This window comes from Nocardiopsis lambiniae (genome assembly GCF_031845465.1).
Classification (GTDB): Bacteria; Actinomycetota; Actinomycetes; order Streptosporangiales; family Streptosporangiaceae; genus Nocardiopsis; species Nocardiopsis lambiniae.
Genome location: NZ_JAVREP010000010.1, coordinates 80,372 through 97,597, shown reverse-complemented (window position 1 = coordinate 97,597; position 17,226 = coordinate 80,372). Strand labels below are relative to the sequence as shown.

Genomic DNA, 17,226 nt, shown 5'->3' with positions numbered 1-17,226 from the left:
CGCGAGACCCTGGGACCGGTGCCTCCGCGGCACGCCCCTACCCGGGGATCCACTCCAGCGTCCGGTCCCCGCCCCGCCGTTCCTTGCGGATCGACAGGTGCTCCCAGGTCTCCACGTGGCCGACCCCCGGTGCGCCCCGGAGCGCCTCCAGCGCCTCCACCAACCGGCAGCGGTCGGGCGCGGTGAGCGTCCCCACGATGTCGTAACGACCGAACCCGCTGGCCAGGAACGAGACGCGGGACATGTTCGCGAGCGCCGCCCCCAGCGCCTCGGCGTCACCGCGGCAGCGCAACCCGAACCCCAGCTGTTCGTTGGCCCCCAGCGCCGTCGGCTCCACGATCGCCGTCACGTGGATCACCCCCGAGTCCAGCAGACGCACCACCCGGGAGCGCGCCGCCGCCTGCGACAGGCCCACCTGCCGGGCCAGATCCGCGTACGAGGCGCGCCCGTCCCGGAGCAGTCTGCGAACCAGCCGCCAGTCCAGGGCGTCCAACTCCACGTCGCGCAGTTCCCGCACGCTGCTGTGGGCGTCCTTGAACACCGACACCGCGCGGAACACCTCCGCGCCCTCCACCCCGGGCAGCGCGCGCAACTCGGCGAGCTCCTTGGTGAGGGCCGCGTCATCGGCCAACCGCACATGGGCGACGGCCGGGAACCTGCCCGCCGACTGCGCGGCGAAGGTCACCGCCTCGCGTTCCCCCAGGGCCTCCATCAAGGGGCCGACGGGGCCGGCGACACGGAACGACACATGGCCGAGGACCTCCATGCCCACCACACCGGCGTGCAGAACGCCGACGATCCTGATGGCCCCCGACTGGACCAGTTGGCGCACTCTGGCGCGCACCGCCGTACGAGAGAGGCCGACCCCGTCGGCCAGCGCCTGGAACGTCGCTCTGCCGTCCCCCTGCAACGCGCGCATCAGCGCCGCGTCAACCGCATCGAGCACAATGGTGCCTTTCGTTCCCATGACGCCGCCCTTCCCCCGGACGACGCCCCCTCCTGCGGCCAGATCATCGCAGCTACGACGCCGCGATCACTACCGATCGAGAAAGAAATCGGCTGATTCACCCCTTTGAACGGCCGAGAAGCGTGTCCCAATGCCCCATCGAAGGCTTTGGAACCACATAACAGACTTGTATAGAACATCCCTAATGAGGGAGTAGCCGTGCACACAACTCAGGCAGAGCGCCACACTGATCTCACGGGCCCGCGCCACTTCCCCCGGGGCACTTCACGCCGCGCGACGGAGGGCATCGGCCCCGACGGCACGCCCCGGACCCTGACCGGTCATCGGGGGGAGGGTCTTCCTCTCTCCGTACGGACGTCACCGTCGACGGATACGGACGTGCTCGCGGACGGCACGGCATGACCGCGAGCGGTCCATCGGCGGGGAACAATGGACAGCACGGGGCCGGAACTCCGACCCCTGGAGAGGAAGCGTCGGTGGCAGCGGAGGACGAGCGAGGGAACAGGGCGTCGGCGCGCCCGGGCACGGCCGGAGCCCTGGTGTGGACGGCCGCCGCGGTCCCGCTTCCGGGCATCGCCCACCTGCGGATGCGCCGCTGGGTGGCGGGCGCGGTGATCCTGGGCCTGTACCTGGCCGCCATCGCGGCGCTGGCGGTGTGGGCGATGAGCCTGACCGGCGCCGGGGCGGACACCCTGACGGCCGTGGCCGGTATGGCGTTGCGCAGCAGTTGGCTGCTGACGGCGATGGGCGTGGTGTTCGTCGTGGCGGTGCTGTGGATGGCCGTCATCGTGCACTCGTGGGTCATCACCCGCCCTGCGGGGCGGTCGTTGGGCGTCCGGCTGCTCAGCGGGGCCGTGGTGGTGCTGCTGTGCCTGATGGTCGCCGCGCCCTCGGCGCTGGCCCTGCACGGCGGGTACACGACCTACGCGGCGCTCAACAACATCTTCGGCGGGCCCGATCGCGAGGGCGTGCCGCACGACGCCGCCGACCCGTGGAACGGGGCCGAGCGGGTCAACGTCCTGCTGATCGGTTCGGACTCGGCGGACAACCGGTACGGCGTGCGCACGGACACGATGATCGTGGCCAGCGTCGACACGCGCACAGGCGAGGCGGTCCTGGTGGGCCTGCCCCGCAACCTGGAGGACGTGCGCTTCCCCGAGGGCACCGCGCTCGCCGAGCGCTATCCCGAGCCCTACGGGTTCGACCTGCTGCTCAACGACGTCTACCAGACGGTGGCCGAGGACCCGGAGGAGTTGGCGATCAACCCCCACGTCGTCGACCCGGCGGCCGACACCCTCAAGGCGGTCATCGGCCACAACGTCGGTCTGGACGTCTCCTACTACGCGATGGTCGACATGATGGGGTTCCGGGACCTCATCGACGCCATCGGCGGTATCCGGGTGAACATCGAGGAGCCCATCCCCTACGGCGTGCACGGCGGTGTCCTGGAGCCGGGCCTCCAGCTGCTGGACGGCCACGAGGCGCTCTGGTACGGGCGTTCGCGTGTCAACAGCGACGACTACGGGCGCATGGGCCGCCAGGGCTGCCTCATCAAGTACGTGGCCGAGCAGGTGGAGCCGACCACCGTCCTCACCAGTTACCGGCGACTGGCCGGCGCCACGGAGCGGACCCTGAGCACCGACATCCCCCAGTCGAAGGTGCCCGCGTTCGTGGAGCTGGCCGACCTGGTCGGCGACACCGGCGGGATGAGCACGTTGCAGCTGTCTCCGCCGCAGGTCAACACGGCCAACCCGGACTGGGACGAGGTCAAGCGGTTGGTCGACGAGGCGATCGCGGCCCAGGGGTCGGACGGCGACGAGCTGCCCACCGGCACCCCCTCCCCGACGAACCCGGCCGCGCCGGGCGAGGAGGCGGCGGAGGAGGAGGGGCGCACCGAGTGGCAGGAGTACACGGGGCTGGACGAGGAGGCCCCGGCCGACCCGGGCCGCCAGGTGGGCGAGCAGGCCACCGATCTGAGCACGCTGTGCCCGTGACACCGTGAAGCACGGCCCGAGGGGGCGCCGACCGCAAGGCCGGCGCCCCCTCCCGTGTCCGGGCCCGGTGTCGGCGACGAGGTGATCGGCGGGTCCGGGCCGTTCGGCGCGGAAGCCGCGCTGAGGGGCGCTCCCCGGCCCCCGCGATCCCCGCCTCAGGGCCCGGTGGGCGCGGCGGTGCGGCGACCTCCGGGAGAACGCGTGACTGCCCGTCGGAGCCGTGGGTGAAACCGCGGGCACGTCAGGTGACCGGTCCCGGTCAGGTGGCGGCGATCCGTTGCCCGTTCCCCGGGCCCGTGTGAATCTGACGCGGTGACCTCCGCTCAGCTTCTGGCCCTTGTCGCGTTGGGCGCCTTCCACGGTCTGCATCCGGGCATGGGCTGGCTGCTGGCCGTGGCGCGGGGCCTCCAGGAGGGCGGTCGCGGCGCGGTGCTGCGCGCGCTGCCGCCGATCGCCGTCGGCCACGCCGGGAGCGTGGCGGTGGCCGCGGTGGCGATCACCGTCACCGGTTCGGTGACCGCCTCGGTGCTCTTCCCCGTGGTCGGCGGGGGCCTGATCGTGGTGGTCGGGCTGGTGATGCTGTTGTGGCGTCGGCACGCGCACCGGTTGGAACTGCGACTGCCGCCGTGGCAGCTGGCGGCCTGGTCGTTCGTCATGGCCTCGGCGCACGGGTCGGGGCTGATGCTCATGCCGGTGCTGGCCGGGAACACGTCGCACGACATGGACGCCGGCGGCGGACACGGCGGGCACGGGGTCGCGGCCCCGGCCACCGTGGCCGGGGCCGCCCCGGAGGCCGGCCCCGGGGCGTGGGGCCTGTGGGACGCCACCCTGACCGGGCTGCTGGCCGCCGGGGTGCACACGGCGGCGATGCTCGCGGCGTGCGCGGTGGCCGCGTTGGTGGCCCACGACTTCCTGGGGGTGCACGCCCTGCGCTGGAAGGGGGTCACCATGGACCGGGTCTGGGCGGTGACCCTGCTGTCGGGCGGCGTTCTGGTGCTGTGGTCGGTGCTCTGAGCGGCCCCTCGAAGAGGCCGCCGCAGGAGTGCCCGCGGGTCAATGTGGGAAAAATGTCCTTTGTGCCGGAAATCTGAGCATGTCTTCCGGAGTTGACCACTCTGGAACCCGCGTCGGGGGGCGTCGCCGCCCGGCACGAGCGAAGGGCACAAAGGGCATGGCACACCGACCCGCACGACCGGAGCGCCGCTGGCACCGGGGCCTCCTGGCCGTCGGCCTCATCGTGGTCCTGGGCCTCATCGCGGTCCTGGGCACCCGCCTGGTCGCCCAGCGCGGCGACACCGCCTTCCCGACCTCCACGCCGTGGGGCCCCGAGTGCTCGGTGTGGACCGGCGAGGAGAGCGTCCGCCTCGAACGGGACCAGGCCCGGCGGGCCACCACCGCGGCCGCGGTCACGACACAGGGGGACGCCGCGCCGGTCGAGGCACCCGACGTCGAGGACATCCCCGACGAGGTGATGGAGGTCCTGGAGAACGGCCCGGAGGACGACGCCGGACCGTCGTTGACCTGCCGTTCCGTGAAGGACCGGGACCTGGCCGTCGAACCGGACCTGGAGCCCTCCGGGCTGACACCCCGGGCACAGAGGCTCAAGGACGGGGTGGAGGAGCACTTCTCCGAGCCGAGCCTGGGCGGATACGTCCCGGGCGGTTACAACACCGGGCACGGTGAGGGTTCGGCGCACTACGACGGGCGCGCGCTGGACATCTTCTACCGGCCGGTCAACGAGGGGAACCGGCGCGAGGGCTGGATCATGGCGCACTGGCTGATCGCGCACGCGCCCGATTACGACATCGACGTCATCATCTTCGACGACCGCATCTGGAGCACCTACTACCCGTCCCTGGGATGGCGCGACTACGATGCCGACCCGGACAACGAGATCCTGCGGCACCTGGACCACGTGCACGTGGACGTACAACGCGGCCGGGACGCCTCCGAGGAGCGCTGACCGAGGGCGCGGGGCCGGTGGGGGCCGTCGACGCCCCACCGGCCCCTCCCGTGCCGTCGGCTACTCGTCCAGGCGGAAGCCGACCTTGAGACCCACCTGGAAGTGCGCGACGCGGCCGTCCTCGATGTGCCCGCGGACCTCGGTGACCTCGAACCAGTCGAGCCCGCGAAGCGTGCTCGACGCCCGGTCGATGCCGTTGTGGATCGCCTGGGTGATGCCCTCCGGCGAGGTACCGACGATCTCCGTGACCCGATAGGTGTGGTGGGACATGTGTACCCCCTGCTGATCGGTTGCGCGGCCCGACGGGCCGACCTCCGCTCATCTGCCTCCCCGTTATCCCCCTCCGTCACACGTTCCGTCGCACGAAGGCGACGTCCCGGCCGCTCCGACCGGGAAAGGGAGCGGAGGAGACACGTGACCCGACATGGATAAGGACTTTGGACCCTGTTGGGATTCCGATGACCACGAGGGCACGGACGTCTCTTCCGTCACGTCCCCGAAAGGCCCCTGGAATGGCGGTATACGTACTGACCTGGCACTAAAGGCCCCAGAGACGACGGGACTCTCCCGAGACAACCTCGTAACCGACTCTTGACGTACCCCCGGGGGGGTCGGTGTACATTGGGTCTTGGCGCTTCGGTCCCCCGTCGAAGCGCGGAACGATGTTTCGAGCCCCCGTCGGAACATCGTGTGCGACGCCGGGTGGTTTGCCCCCGTAACCACCCGGCGTCGCCTTTGTCTTTTCGGGGCCGGGCCCCCTACCCTGCCGTTACCGCCCTTTGACCGGGCGGGAGGATTTTCTCCGGGAGGGTCGGCAGTGGGCGATGAGGAACGGGCCGAGACCGCGATCTGCTCGCGGCGCGACTGCCGCGAGGCGGCGGTGTGGGCCCTGGTCTGGAACAACCCGAAGGTGCACACCCCGGACCGGCGCAAGGTGTGGACGGCCTGCGACGAGCACCGCGCCTACCTGACGAACTTCCTGGAGCTGCGCGGCTTCCTGCGCGAGACCGTCCCCGTGGACGAGCTGGAGGAGCGGTAGGGCCGGTCCGGCCCCTCAGGAGACCGTCGTCGGCCGTGCCCGCTCCCCTGCCGCCGCGTGCGGTGACTCCCCCGCCTCCACCGACAGGCCCGGCCGGGATGCCCGTCCCTCGGCCCCGGCCACCGCGCGTCCGCCCCCGCCCTCCGCACGGGTCACCGGGGACCCGTGCGGAGGGGGACGGTGAGGCCCGCGTCCTCCCGGACGATCAGTCGGCGGCCACCCGCCAGGCGGCGGCGCGCAGGGCCGGGGCGCCCAGGTCGGCGATGCGGGTGAGAAGCTCGGACCAGGGGGCGGCCGGTCCGCACTCGGTCAGGGCCCGTCGGACGAGCCCCAGGGCGAGCACTCCCGCCGCGTAGCGGATCCGCTCCTCCTCCGTCGCGGCCCGCAGGAGGCCCCGGACGATCTCGGCCCGAACGTCCCAGGGGATCTCGTCGCGCCCCCGGCGGTCGCACAGCACCTTCACCGGACGGAGGGGGACGTCGCCGCCGGAGTGGGCCGTGCGCGAGCCCAGGCGCAGGTACCACAGGAGGAGTCCCGTGATCTCCTCGGGCCGTACCCGACCCTCGTCGCGGCCGATCCGCGACTCCACGCGTCCGATGACGAGGTCCATCGCCTCGGGCAGGTACTCGTCCCGGCGTTCCAGAGAGCGCACGACCGACCGCACACGACCGTCGAACCGGCCGGGGTCGTCCCGCTCCCCCGTGTACACCGCCGCGACGAAGTCCCCCAGCAGCACGGTCAGCCGACGGTGCGGCGTGTCCGTTCCCTCCCGAACGCGGACGAGTGGCCCCGCCGACGGTCCCGGAACGAGATCGAGCAGGCGGTCCACCACCTCGTGCGCCCGGTCGAGGGCGATCCCCTCACGCCACAGGGTGTGGAGTCCGACACGGGTCCGACCGAAGGGCCGTCCCATGTCGCCCGCGGCGTCGTTGAGGGCGTCGACGTCGGGCGCGCCACCCCAGGAGACCCAGCGGGAGGTCCAGTACCCGAACCTCCAGTGGGTCTCCTCCGCCTCGGGCAACGAGGCCACCAGCGCGGCCATCGCCGCCCGGTGCTCCGGCGGGCAGCGCAGGGGCCCGGGGCCCAGAAGGGCGAGCCGGGTCTCGGTGTCCGCCGACCTCGGGGCGTGCTCGGCCAGTGCGGGCAGCGCCACCGGGTCGTCCAGGCACCGGACGAGGGCACCGAACACGGCGGCGCGCACGTCGCGGTGCAGCCCGTCGGCGACAAGGATCCGGGCCAGGTGTTCCACGGCGCCGGGCGGGCGATGGTGTGCCAGGAGGCGGGCGGCGGTCTTGCGGACGGTGACCTTGGCCGGGCCGTGCAGGGTCCGGGCCAGGGCCGGCCCCAGTTCCGAGGGCGGTGTGGCCAGGGCCCTGAGGGACAGCGCCGGCGCGGCGGCCCGGGACCGGGGACCGTCCATGGCGTCCAGGAGGGATTCCAGGTTGCGGTCGTGGTTCCGGCCGAGGGCCCGCAGGGCGGCCTCCCGCAGCACGATGTCGTCGGTGGTCCGGTAGGGCCACAGCCGGTGCGTCGTCCGGGGCAGGTCGCCCAGTCGGAGGAGGGCCCGTTCACGGTCGTCGACGCTCAGCGCGGGATCGGCGGCGATGACGCTCAGGTGTTCGGCGACGGCCCCGGCCAGGCGGAGCGGCCAGAGCCGGGCCGCCCGCCGGTCGACGTCCGGAATCCAGGCGTGCCCGTCACGGACCCGGGTCGCCGTCATCATGGCCGTGAGGACGGCGTCGGTGCCGTGTTCGCGGACGAGGAGACGCCACACCCGGGGGATCCGAACGGTGTCGGGGTCGGTCCCGGTCAGGCGGAGCGCCTCCCGCGCCGCGTCCGGTCCGGACAGGTGGAGCCGGGCCGCCGCGCCGGCCACGGCCCGATCCCCGCTCTCCGATACGGCCGCACGCAGGTGCGCGCGCAGTTCCGGGAGGTTCCGGGCCCGGCGGCCCAGTTCGCGGACCACCAGGACGGTGGGCAGGTGATCGCCGCGTTCGCGGGCGGCGGCCAGCACGGGGGCCAGACGCCGGTACAGCTCGTGTTCCGTCCCTCGGGGCAGTACCTGGTCCAGGTGGGGTTCCAGGTCGACGACGCTCCCCCGCCTGCGCGACGTCCACCAGGGCGGGTTCGCCCGGGGGCGGCCGGACTCCCCCAGGCCCTCGCCGCCGAAGCGCTCCACCAGGCGCGTGTAGACCTCCAGCGCCCACGCGGTGAGCGCGGTGCCGGTGCCGGGGTGGCGGAGCAGACGGGCGGCGATGTCGCGCAGGGCCCGGCGGGTGTCGGCACTCGTGTCGCGGGCCTGGACGGTGTCGGCGAGCAACCGTTCCAGGGCCGGGAGCGACGCTTCGAGCAGGGGCGGGGGTGTGGCGGCGACGGCGCTCAGCAGGACGCGGCGCACCGGGTCTCGTTCGGCGCGGGCCCGTACGGCACGGGTGAGGAGGACGTCGGCGATCAGCGCCGGATCACCCGTGCGCACGGTCGCCTTGAGCAGGGCGGCCAGGCCGCGGGCACGTCGGTCGACGTCGCCGGAGCCGGCGGCTTCGGTGAGCGTCCCGGCCACCTCGGCGTGGGGCAGGAACGCGAGGACGCCCAGGGCGAGGTGCGGGTCGTCGCGCCGTCCGTTGCGCCGTGAACGGCGGAGGCGCTCCAGCGCGGACCGTGCCTCCTGTTCGGCCCGTCGTGGGGCGAGGAGGTCGAGGTGGGCCGTGAGCGACGGGATCCGCAGGGCGTCGCGGCTCTCCAGGAAGGCCTCCAGGTAGCGGGCGCGGACCTCGGGTTCCATGGCGCGGAGGACGGGGCGGGCCGCTTCGGGGAAACCGCGCATGGTGCGCATCAGGGAGCGGACGCTGCGGTCCCCGTAGAGCGTCACCGGGTAGCGGGTCGGGTAGAAGCGCGCGTCGTCGCCGCGCGTTCGGTCGTGGACGCGGGCGGCGTGCGGGTAGGCGTGGTACCGCCGCCCCGGGTGCCCGGTCGCCAGGTCGGCGACCGCCTCGGGGCGGAGCGGGTCCAGGGCGCGCAGGAGGCGGGTGCGGTCGGCGGGTTCGTCGTCGCGACCCGCCTCGCGCAGGGCGTGCAGGTAGGCGACGAGGGTGTCCGGGTGGCGGCGGGCGAGCCGCCGCCAGGACAGGACCGCGTGGGCGAGGTCGGGCAGGCGCGCGGCGACGACCGGCGGGGAGCAGGCGGGCAGGAGGGCGGCGGCCTCGGGGGCGCCGTGGTCGTGGTGGACGCGGGGCAGGAGTCGGTCGGCGAGGGCCGTGCGGCGGGCGTGGAGCAGGGTGCGGTAGAGGGCGCGGCGCAGCTCGGTGGGGGCGTCGCGCAGGACGGGGATCACGACCTCGTCGGGGACGGGGAGCGCGCGGACCGCGCGCAGGGCGGCGCGGCGCAGATCGTGGTGGGGCGAGGCGAGGTGGCGGGCGACCGCGTCGAGGTCGCGGGAGACCAGGGCCAGGTGGGAGGCGAACGCGCGTTGGGCGTGCGGGGCGAACCCGGTTCCCCGGGTGTGGGCCTCAAGGTCGCGGATGATCGCGGTGAGTTCCGGGGTTCCCGCGCGGCGGCGGGCGAAGTCCGACAGGGCGCGCATCCGCGCGGTCGCGGAGAGGGGTTCGACGGTGGAGAGAAGTGAGGGGGCCGACGCGCGCGTCGGCTCGGTGGGGCTCAACGGCCCGGGCGGAGACCGCCCTTCCTGATCGTCATGGCGCGAGAGTACACCGGGTTCGCGACATGTGAGAACCCCCGGGCGGTCCGGCCCGGGGGTTCTCATCGCGCTTCGGGGTCAGCGGCCGGCGCGCACCCCGGCGAGCAGCGCGGACCACTCGACGCGGTCGAAGGCCAGGTGCCCGGCCTCCCGGTTCTGGGTGTCGCGGACATCCGCACCGTGGACACCCTCACGCGCTTCCACGCAGTTGTTCCCGTTGGCGCTGTAGCTGGACTTGTGCCACTCGGTCACGGATCCTCCGTAATGCATTGAGACTCCTTGGTCTCTCGATGATTCAGGGCATGTCCTACCCGCCCCCCTCCACGCGCACCCCGGACACGCAGAAACCCCCGGGCGGTCCGGCCCGGGGGTTCTCATCGCGCTTCGGGGTCAGCGGCCGGCGCGCACCCCGGCGAGCAGCGCGGACCACTCGACGCGGTCGAAGGCCAGGTGCCCGGCCTCCCGGTTCTTCGTATCACGCAGGTCCACTGTTCCGACTTGGCGACGGCACTCGACACAATCGCCGGTGTTCGGAGAGTAAGACGACTTGTACCAATCCGACGTCATGCGAGACCTTCCAGCACTGCTAGAGACTGTTCCACGGGGAGCGCGGAGCGGAACGCGGTCGCCACCATCGACAACAGTCGCCGGTGCGTCGATCGCTCTGCCAGCACGTTACCCGAGGCGTAATCACAGCTGATCACCTGTTCCTCGCCGGGGAGATGGAACACCATCACCGGCGCGCCGGGGACCAGGAGGGCCGAGGTCACCATGTGCACGGTGACCCTGCCCGTCTCACTCCAGCGCAACAGGTGGGCTGCTTGCTCCTTTCTGACCTCTTCGGGTAGCGCCTCCAGGGCGAATACCGGGAAGGCGGTGGTCAGACGGAGTTCCGGAAGTTGTTCGAGCCTCTGGCAGCGAAGATCGACCAATCGTGCTATCTCCTCGCCCGTCCCCCACGGGCGAGCGGCCCGGAACAACGCTGTCGCATAAGTCCGGGACTGGAGATATCCCGGCACATGGGCGGGTGACACGACCTCCGCCGCGCGGGCTTCGGGCTCCACCACCGACAACGACCGTGACCAGGGTGGGAGGGCGACACCGTCCTTCGCTTCCTCGAAGCGCGCCAGCAAAGGTCCTTCTCCGGGTAGAGCGCGGTCGAGGATTTCCACGGACGGACGCTTCGGGAGGGAACCATTTGTTTCCCACCGAGAAATGCTCGATACGGACAAACCCGTACGAGCTGCCAGCTGTTGCTGTGAAAGGCCGGCTTCCATTCTCCGTTTGCGCAGTTCGGATGCGAAGTCGGGGGGTTCCATATGAGAAGGGTACCGGTACAGCCATCGGTTCCGGGGTGGGAATCCGCAGATTCCTATGGGATCAGATCAGGAACCCCGATGCTGAATTCATGACCGGAGTACACAGAACAGCAGCTCAGCAGATAGGCGCGGAGGCGGCGGTCCTCGCTCTGCACTCCGCGTTGCGCCGTCGGGGGATCGCCGCGAGGGACGGCGACCTCCCTGGATCGGTGCGCGCCGAGTACGCCGGACGCCACGTGACCGTCCGCTACGTCGACCACCGGTGGTGGCGACCGATGCGGGGCGAACCCCACGTCACCGTCCCGGTCGCGCACGAAGGCGGCGAAGACCACCTCGCCCGCGACCTGGTCTCCGAACTCCTGGGGCGGCTGTGAACCCCCTGACCTTCGACGAGTTCGCCCGACTCACGCGACCCCGATCCCGGCCCGCCACGATCGCGCACCACCCGGCCGGGCCACTGCCCCGACGAAACCCCGGGGCCCGCGCGTCCGCACCGACCGCACCGACCGCACCGACCGCACCGACCGCGAGCAAGGAAACCACCATGCCCGACCGGAAGACCGCCGCCGACCGGCGCGACCGGCCCGCCACGCCCGGCCAACGGGAACGCGCCGACGCGCTCTTCGACCGCCTCTCCTCGCTCCTCCGCGAGGCGTCGGACCCCACCGTCGACCCGGCCGCCGTGCTGCGCCGGGCCGACAGGGCCTTCGACTCCCTTCACCGCCACCTCCGCGCAGGCGGCGCCCTCCCCCACCCCTGGCGCGACGCCCGCCGCTGACCCGGGATCCGGGTGGGTCACCGCAGGCCGGTCGGGCTCCCGCACGGGCGACGCGGGACGCACGCCCGACCGGCACGTCCACTGCGCACGGCACCGGCCGTGGAGCCGCCGCTGGGAGGCTCCCCGGCGTCAGCCGTCGAGGCGCCGGGCGGCGCGGGCGAGGTCCTCGGGGGTGTCGCAGTCGGCGACGGCGTCCGGATCGGGGGCCGGGACGAACCGGGGTCCCAGCGGACCGAGGAGCCCGTACAGGGACCGACCGGCGTACGCCGCCAGGGCCGCGCGGACGGCACCGGTGTCCCAGACACCGGTGAGCCACTGCTCCCGTCCTCCGCCGTCGACGAACACCGCGCCGACGTCCTCGACGGCGCCCTCCAGGGTCGCCAGGTGCCCTCCGGTCAGGTGGGGCAGGTCGGCGGCGAGCAGGGCGAACCGCTCGGCGGTGACGTGCGGCAGCCCCGCGCGCAGGGCGGGGACCGGCCCCGAGCCCGGCGGGTCCTCGCGCACGTACAGGGCGGGCGGCGACTCCCTCTCGGGGCCCACCACGATGATCCGACCGTCGGGCGCGTGGGCGCGGACCGCCGCCGCGACGCGCTCCACGAGGGTGCGTCCGGCGACCGCCAGTCCCGGCTTGTCGACACCGCCCATGCGGCTGCCCGCCCCGCCCGCGAGGATCACCGCGTCCAGAGTGCTCACTCCACCAGCATGCACCCTCCCGTGCCGGGCCGGGCGGCCCGGGAGGGGCGAGGGGCCTCGGGGTCCCCCGTCCACGGGAGAAGCCCCCCTTCGTTTGGGCGCGTCGCGGCGTCCCCCGTCCCGCTCCGTCACATCATGGAAGGGTGAGAGAGACATCGTTGGACGACCACGTGACCGTGCACCTCGTCGGAGGCCCGCCGTGCTGGGACGGGCTCGCGATCGAGGGGGTGTACGACCACGAGGAGATCTACGAGGTGCCCGTGGGGGAGCTCGGCGCCCTGCTGAGGGCTCCGTCCGCACCACGGCCGCCGCAGTCGAAGGGCGCGCCCGAGGTGCGGGCCGTGTACGAGCCACTTCCCGGCGGCAACCGGAACGTCTGGCACTTCAAGGGGTGGGAGTGATTCCTGCCCGGGACCCCGGACCGATCAGGGTCCGGACCGGGCGGGGCCCACACGTTCGAGGTGAACGCGGAGACCACTCACCACGAACACCACACAAAAGACCTGGAAACACATACAAAGCAAGAAAAAAACCACACAAACACCTAGAAGTCACTCTTCGAGTGTGGTTGAGTACGCATCGCCCCCAGATGCGGGGCGGCCCCTGCCCCGGCCCCTCACTCACCGCCATGACGAGGAGTCCCATGACCGCCGCGCTCTCCCGAGGCAAGACGATCGCCCTGGCCATGGCCTTGGGCCTGCTGCTGTCCTTCGGCATCACCATCGGCACCGCGGCCCCCGCCGCCGCAGCCGGTACCTTCCGCCTGTGCAACGTGGCCTCCAACTACACGGCCCACGCCACCTTCTCCAACAGCGGGGGGTTCTCCACCCGGGTGGTCGGACCCGGCCAGTGCACGTCGGTCGGCCTCTCCTCCGGCTTCCGCTCCTACTCCGTGACGATCCGCGGGACGTGGGCCAACGCGGCCTCCAAGAGGACCCACCTGTACAACATCCCCGCCGGTCGCAGCATCGACTTCCACACCGGTGGGACCTTCGCCTCCCCGCAGTTCACCCCGCTGGTCTACTGACGACGCACCCGGGGAAGACGGCCCCTCGCGCCCGCACCGCGCGAGGGGCTCTTCCACGGTCGTCGCCGGAACGCGGCGACGGCTCCGGGGACTCCCCCGACGCGGTGTTCCGGGGCGCACGAGGGCCACGGGGCACCGCCTTCCGCGGGAGCCGGACACGGGCACCGGGGAAGGGCGGAACCCACCGATGGGCCCCTGGCCGAACCCGTCCCAGGGCCGCTCCCGGCGATGGCGAGCGGCACGGAACGGCGGCCCGGCCGGAACCGGCGGGGCCGCCCGCACCCTCACCCCTTGACGCAGATCACCTGGCGCAGGCGCGCGACCACGCGCACCAGATCGGTCTGGGCCTCGATGACCGACTCCAGGTCCTTGTACGCCGCCGGGATCTCATCGACCACACCGGCGTCCTTGCGGCATTCCACGCCCTTGGTCTGCTCGACCAGGTCGGCGGCGGTGAACGTCTTGCGGGCCCTGGTCCGGCTCATCCGGCGTCCGGCCCCGTGCGACGCCGAGTTGAACGAGTCCTCGTTGCCCAGGCCCTCGACGATGTACGTCCCCGTCGCCATGCTGCCGGGGATGATCCCGTACTCCCCCGCGCCGGCGCGGATCGCGCCCTTGCGGGTCACCAGGAGGTCCACCCCGTCGTAGGTCTCCTCCGCCACGTAGTTGTGGTGGCAGGAGATCCACTGCCCGAACCCGGTGCCCGGCACCTGCCGGGCCAGGACCTCGCAGGCCAGCCCCATCATGACGTCGCGGTTGCGGCGGGCGTAGTCCTGCGCCCAGAACAGGTCCCGGCGGTAGGCGTCCATCTCCGGGGTCCCGGTGAGGAACACCGCCAGGTCGCGGTCGGGCAGGTCCTGGTTGTGCGGCAGGTCGCGGGCCTTGCCGATGTGGTGGTCGGCCAGTTCCTTGCCGATGTTGCGCGACCCCGAGTGCAGCACCAGCCACACCGCGCCCTCGTCGTCCAGGCACACCTCCAGGAAGTGGTTGCCCCCGCCGAGGGTGCCCAGCTGGCGCAGGGCCCGCTCGCGGCGCGGGTGGACGGCGTCGGCGAGGTCGTCGAACCCCTTCCAGAACGCGTCCCACGCCCGGCTGCGCAGTCCCGGGATCGTGGCGGGATCGACGGCCTCGTCGTGGAAGTGGAACCCGACCGGGATCGCCGCCTCCAGCGCCGAGCGCAGTCGGCCCAGGTCGTCCGGGAGCCGTTCGGCGGTCAGGTCGGTGCGCACCGCCGTCATGCCGCAGCCGATGTCGACGCCGACGGCGGCGGGGCTGACCGCGTCGCGCATGGCGATCACGGAGCCGACGGTGGCGCCCTTGCCGTAGTGGACGTCGGGCATCACGGCCAGGCCGTGGATCCAGGGCATGGCGGTGACGTTGTGGAGCTGCCGCATGGCGGCGTCCTCGACCTCGTCCGGGCGGGCCCACATGCGGATCGGGACCCGGTCACCGGGGATCTCGGTATGGGTCATGACAGGCCACCTCCCTTTCCGCGAACGGCCTGTGCTTCGGGACGGACGCGAGCGCGCCCCGAGACATTCAGCCGCAAAGGGTGCTTTTCGTCCACTCGTTTTCCGTCGCGGGACCGGCGATCACCCTCCGATCGCGGACATCGGCCGGGCCGGCTGGAGGAAGCCCGGGTCGTCGATGCCGTGGCCGGGGAGCTTGCGGGCGACCGCCGCCGTCCAGCGTTCGGCGATCTCCGCGTCGGAGGCGCCCTCGCGCAACGGGGTGCGCAGGTCGGACTCCTCGCGGGCGAACAGGCAGTTGCGGATCTGCCCGTCGGCGGTGAGCCGCACCCGGTCGCAGGTGCCGCAGAAGGGTCGGGTGACCGAGCCGATGACGCCGACGGTGGCCTCGCGCCCGTTCGGGAAGGTGTGCCCGAGGACCCGGAAGAGTTCGGCGGGCGCGCTGCCGCGCGCGGCCGGATCGGCGTCGGCGAGGTCGAAGACGGCCTCCAGGCGGGCCAGGATCTCGTCGGCGGTGATCATGTCGTCGCGGCGCCACCCGTGCTGGGCGTCGAGCGGCATCTGCTCGATGAAGCGCAGCTCGTAGCCGTGCTCGATGCAGAAGCGCAGCAGGTCGGCGGCCTCGCCGTCGTTGACGCCGCGCATGAGGACCGTGTTGACCTTCACGGGGGTGAGCCCGGCGCGGGTGGCGCCGGTCAGGCCTTCGAGGACGTCGTCGAGTCGGCGGCGGCGGGCGAGGGTCTCGAACACGTCGTGGCGCAGGGTGTCGAGGGAGACGTTGACGCGGTCCAGGCCGGCCTCGGCCAGGGCGGGGGCCATGCGGGCCAGGCCGATGCCGTTGGTGGTGAGGGCGGTGTGGGGGCGGGGGGCCAGGGCGGTGGTGCCGGCGATGATGCCGGGCAGGCCGCGACGGAGCAGGGGTTCGCCGCCGGTGAAGCGCACCTCGGTGATGCCCAGGCGGGTGACCCCGATGTCGATGAGGCGCAGGAGTTCGTCGTCGGTGAGGAGCTCGGGTTTGGGCAGCCACTCCAGCCCTTCGGGGGGCATGCAGTAGGTGCACCGGAGGTTACAGCGATCGGTCAGCGAGACGCGCAGGTCCGTGGACACGCGCCCGTAGGAGTCGGCCAGCACGGGCGTCACCCTCTCCAGTTGAAATCGTCGAGCAGAACGCCACTCGTACCCACTCGCGGGATACCCACCCATCAGCGTAGAAGATCAACTTTCGGAATGAGTAGCACTTATCAACCCTTTTGACGGATTTCGTCGGCGCGCACGAGAGGACCCCCGTGTTTCGGGAGCATCATCCGGACCCCGTGCCGCGTCCGCCCCGGCGACGTCCGGGACGTCGGGCGGCGGGGTGAGCGCCCACGGGGCATGCCCTAAGGTGTCCCTCGCCATGGGCGATCGTCTCCGCGACCGCCGCGGGGGCGCACCCGACGAGGAGGCAGGACACGGTGATCACCACACGCGCTTGGGGACTGGCGGGCGGTCCGAACGGGTCCGGGAGGCTGGCGGCCCGGGCGTGGGCCCCCACCGGGGGCGAACCGACCTGGCTGGCCGTGCTGGTGCACGGCTACGGCGAACACCTCGGACGCTACGAGCAGGTCGCCGCCGACCTGGTGGCCGCCGGCGCGGTGGTCTACGGCGCCGACCACCGGGGGCACGGGGGCTCCTCGGGCGAGCGCGTGCTCATCGACGACTTCGCGGGGGTCGTGGAGGACGTGCACCGGGTCGTCACGCAGGCCCGCACCGCCTACCGCACCCTGCCCCTGATCCTCATCGGTCACTCCATGGGCGGACTCATCGCCTCCCGATACGCCCAGACCCATCCCGAGGCGCCCACCGCCCTGGTGCTGTCCGGACCGGTGCTGGGCCGGTGGGAGGTGCTGGAGGCGCTGGCCGCCGCCGAGGAGATCCCCGACGTGCCCATCGACCCCGCCACCCTGTCCCGCGACCCGGCGGTGGGCGAGGCCTACGTGGCCGACCCACTGGTCTGGCACGGCCCGTTCAAGCGCACGACGGTGAACGCGATGCTGACCGAGGTCGAGCGGGGCGTGGAGGCCGGACCCCTGGTCGGGACACCCCTGCTGTGGGTGCACGGCTCCGACGACCGGCTGGTGCCGATCTCCGGCACCGCGAAGGGCATCGAGGCGATCAGGGGCGAGGACTTCACGGCGCGGATCCTCCCCGGGGCCCGCCACGAGGTGTTCAACGAGACGAACCGGGACGAGGTGATCGGCGAGGTCGTGCGCTTCGCCCACCGGTTCGTCTCCTGAGCCCGCC

18 protein-coding genes are annotated in these 17,226 nt (G+C 72.5%); 9 read left to right on the top strand and 9 right to left on the bottom strand.

Features of this window, described 5'->3' with window-relative positions; genetic code table 11:
• Positions 1-37: 37 nt before the first annotated feature.
• The gene (locus RM479_RS16295) at positions 38-946 is read right to left on the bottom strand and encodes an Lrp/AsnC family transcriptional regulator (protein WP_311512569.1); all 909 of its coding nucleotides are present in this window, start codon (positions 944-946) and stop codon (positions 38-40) included.
• Between the two features lie 497 nt (positions 947-1,443).
• On the opposite strand from RM479_RS16295, the gene RM479_RS16290 reads away from it, so the two are divergent.
• The 3 genes from RM479_RS16290 to RM479_RS16280 all read left to right on the top strand — a co-directional run bounded on the left by RM479_RS16290 (position 1,444) and on the right by RM479_RS16280 (position 4,924).
• Entirely contained in the window at positions 1,444-2,961 is a 1,518-nt protein-coding gene (locus RM479_RS16290) for an LCP family protein (RefSeq protein ID WP_311512568.1), read from the top strand.
• A gap of 312 nt (positions 2,962-3,273) precedes the next feature.
• Positions 3,274-3,975 (top strand): cell wall anchor protein, encoded by a 702-nt coding sequence (locus RM479_RS16285; RefSeq protein WP_311512567.1) that lies wholly within the window; start codon positions 3,274-3,276, stop codon positions 3,973-3,975.
• Positions 3,976-4,132: 157 nt separating this feature from the next.
• Positions 4,133-4,924 carry a hypothetical protein gene (locus RM479_RS16280; protein ID WP_311512566.1) on the top strand — a complete coding sequence of 264 codons (792 nt, stop codon included), beginning with the start codon at positions 4,133-4,135 and terminating at the stop codon, positions 4,922-4,924.
• A 60-nt stretch (positions 4,925-4,984) separates the two neighbouring features.
• Here RM479_RS16280 and RM479_RS16275 read toward each other — a convergent pair whose 3' ends face one another.
• Positions 4,985-5,194: a dodecin gene (locus RM479_RS16275; RefSeq protein ID WP_274808049.1), complete on the bottom strand. Its 210-nt coding sequence runs from the start codon at positions 5,192-5,194 to the stop codon at positions 4,985-4,987.
• Between the two features lie 547 nt (positions 5,195-5,741).
• Between RM479_RS16275 and RM479_RS16270 the strand changes: the two genes are divergently transcribed.
• Positions 5,742-5,963 (top strand): hypothetical protein, encoded by a 222-nt coding sequence (locus RM479_RS16270; RefSeq protein WP_311512565.1) that lies wholly within the window; start codon positions 5,742-5,744, stop codon positions 5,961-5,963.
• Positions 5,964-6,168: 205 nt separating this feature from the next.
• Here the strand turns inward: RM479_RS16270 and RM479_RS16265 are convergent, their stop codons facing one another.
• The 4 genes from RM479_RS16265 to RM479_RS16250 all read right to left on the bottom strand — a co-directional run bounded on the left by RM479_RS16265 (position 6,169) and on the right by RM479_RS16250 (position 10,976).
• Positions 6,169-9,621: a hypothetical protein gene (locus RM479_RS16265; RefSeq protein WP_311512564.1), complete on the bottom strand. Its 3,453-nt coding sequence runs from the start codon at positions 9,619-9,621 to the stop codon at positions 6,169-6,171.
• Between the two features lie 114 nt (positions 9,622-9,735).
• Entirely contained in the window at positions 9,736-9,909 is a 174-nt protein-coding gene (locus RM479_RS16260; protein ID WP_311512563.1) for a DUF397 domain-containing protein, read from the bottom strand.
• A 138-nt stretch (positions 9,910-10,047) separates the two neighbouring features.
• The gene (locus RM479_RS16255) at positions 10,048-10,224 is read right to left on the bottom strand and encodes a DUF397 domain-containing protein (protein WP_311512562.1); all 177 of its coding nucleotides are present in this window, start codon (positions 10,222-10,224) and stop codon (positions 10,048-10,050) included.
• The gene (locus tag RM479_RS16250) at positions 10,221-10,976 is read right to left on the bottom strand and encodes a Scr1 family TA system antitoxin-like transcriptional regulator (protein WP_311512561.1); all 756 of its coding nucleotides are present in this window, start codon (positions 10,974-10,976) and stop codon (positions 10,221-10,223) included. Before RM479_RS16250 ends, RM479_RS16255 begins: the two co-directional genes overlap by 4 nt.
• An 89-nt stretch (positions 10,977-11,065) precedes the next feature.
• Here RM479_RS16250 and RM479_RS16245 point away from each other — a divergent pair, with 89 nt between their 5' ends.
• Together RM479_RS16245 and RM479_RS16240 are read left to right on the top strand one after the other, a co-directional pair.
• Positions 11,066-11,350: a hypothetical protein gene (locus RM479_RS16245; RefSeq protein WP_311512560.1), complete on the top strand. Its 285-nt coding sequence runs from the start codon at positions 11,066-11,068 to the stop codon at positions 11,348-11,350.
• 170 nt (positions 11,351-11,520) lie between these two features.
• Complete coding sequence (locus tag RM479_RS16240) at positions 11,521-11,754, top strand: hypothetical protein (protein ID WP_274808042.1); 234 nt, start codon at positions 11,521-11,523, stop codon at positions 11,752-11,754.
• 129 nt (positions 11,755-11,883) lie between these two features.
• On the opposite strand, the gene mobA is transcribed toward RM479_RS16240, so the two are convergent.
• Complete coding sequence (mobA, locus tag RM479_RS16235; RefSeq protein WP_311512559.1) at positions 11,884-12,447, bottom strand: molybdenum cofactor guanylyltransferase; 564 nt, start codon at positions 12,445-12,447, stop codon at positions 11,884-11,886.
• A gap of 143 nt (positions 12,448-12,590) precedes the next feature.
• Here mobA and RM479_RS16230 point away from each other — a divergent pair, with 143 nt between their 5' ends.
• Positions 12,591-12,848, top strand: coding sequence for a hypothetical protein (locus RM479_RS16230; protein ID WP_311512558.1), 258 nt, complete (start codon positions 12,591-12,593; stop codon positions 12,846-12,848).
• 242 nt (positions 12,849-13,090) lie between these two features.
• Positions 13,091-13,474: a hypothetical protein gene (locus tag RM479_RS16225; RefSeq protein WP_311512557.1), complete on the top strand. Its 384-nt coding sequence runs from the start codon at positions 13,091-13,093 to the stop codon at positions 13,472-13,474.
• 284 nt (positions 13,475-13,758) lie between these two features.
• On the opposite strand, the gene RM479_RS16220 is transcribed toward RM479_RS16225, so the two are convergent.
• Positions 13,759-14,946, bottom strand: coding sequence for an RtcB family protein (locus tag RM479_RS16220; RefSeq protein ID WP_311512556.1), 1,188 nt, complete (start codon positions 14,944-14,946; stop codon positions 13,759-13,761).
• 120 nt (positions 14,947-15,066) lie between these two features.
• Positions 15,067-16,074 carry a GTP 3',8-cyclase MoaA gene (moaA, locus tag RM479_RS16215; RefSeq protein WP_311512680.1) on the bottom strand — a complete coding sequence of 336 codons (1,008 nt, stop codon included), beginning with the start codon at positions 16,072-16,074 and terminating at the stop codon, positions 15,067-15,069.
• Between the two features lie 323 nt (positions 16,075-16,397).
• Between moaA and RM479_RS16210 the strand changes: the two genes are divergently transcribed.
• Positions 16,398-17,219 (top strand): alpha/beta hydrolase, encoded by an 822-nt coding sequence (locus RM479_RS16210; RefSeq protein WP_311512555.1) that lies wholly within the window; start codon positions 16,398-16,400, stop codon positions 17,217-17,219.
• The last annotated feature ends 7 nt before the right edge of the window (positions 17,220-17,226 follow it).

Excerpts from the sequence above, each read along its gene's own strand:
- RM479_RS16250 (WP_311512561.1), bottom strand. The coding sequence starts at position 10,976 with ATGGAACCCCCCGACTTCGCATCCGAACTGCGCAAACGGAGAATGGAA.
- RM479_RS16255 (WP_311512562.1), bottom strand. The coding sequence starts at position 10,224 with ATGACGTCGGATTGGTACAAGTCGTCTTACTCTCCGAACACCGGCGAT.
- RM479_RS16280 (WP_311512566.1), top strand. The coding sequence starts at position 4,133 with ATGGCACACCGACCCGCACGACCGGAGCGCCGCTGGCACCGGGGCCTC.
- RM479_RS16220 (WP_311512556.1), bottom strand. The coding sequence starts at position 14,946 with ATGACCCATACCGAGATCCCCGGTGACCGGGTCCCGATCCGCATGTGG.
- RM479_RS16240 (WP_274808042.1), top strand. The coding sequence starts at position 11,521 with ATGCCCGACCGGAAGACCGCCGCCGACCGGCGCGACCGGCCCGCCACG.
- RM479_RS16245 (WP_311512560.1), top strand. The coding sequence starts at position 11,066 with ATGACCGGAGTACACAGAACAGCAGCTCAGCAGATAGGCGCGGAGGCG.
- RM479_RS16275 (WP_274808049.1), bottom strand. The coding sequence starts at position 5,194 with ATGTCCCACCACACCTATCGGGTCACGGAGATCGTCGGTACCTCGCCG.
- RM479_RS16225 (WP_311512557.1), top strand. The coding sequence starts at position 13,091 with ATGACCGCCGCGCTCTCCCGAGGCAAGACGATCGCCCTGGCCATGGCC.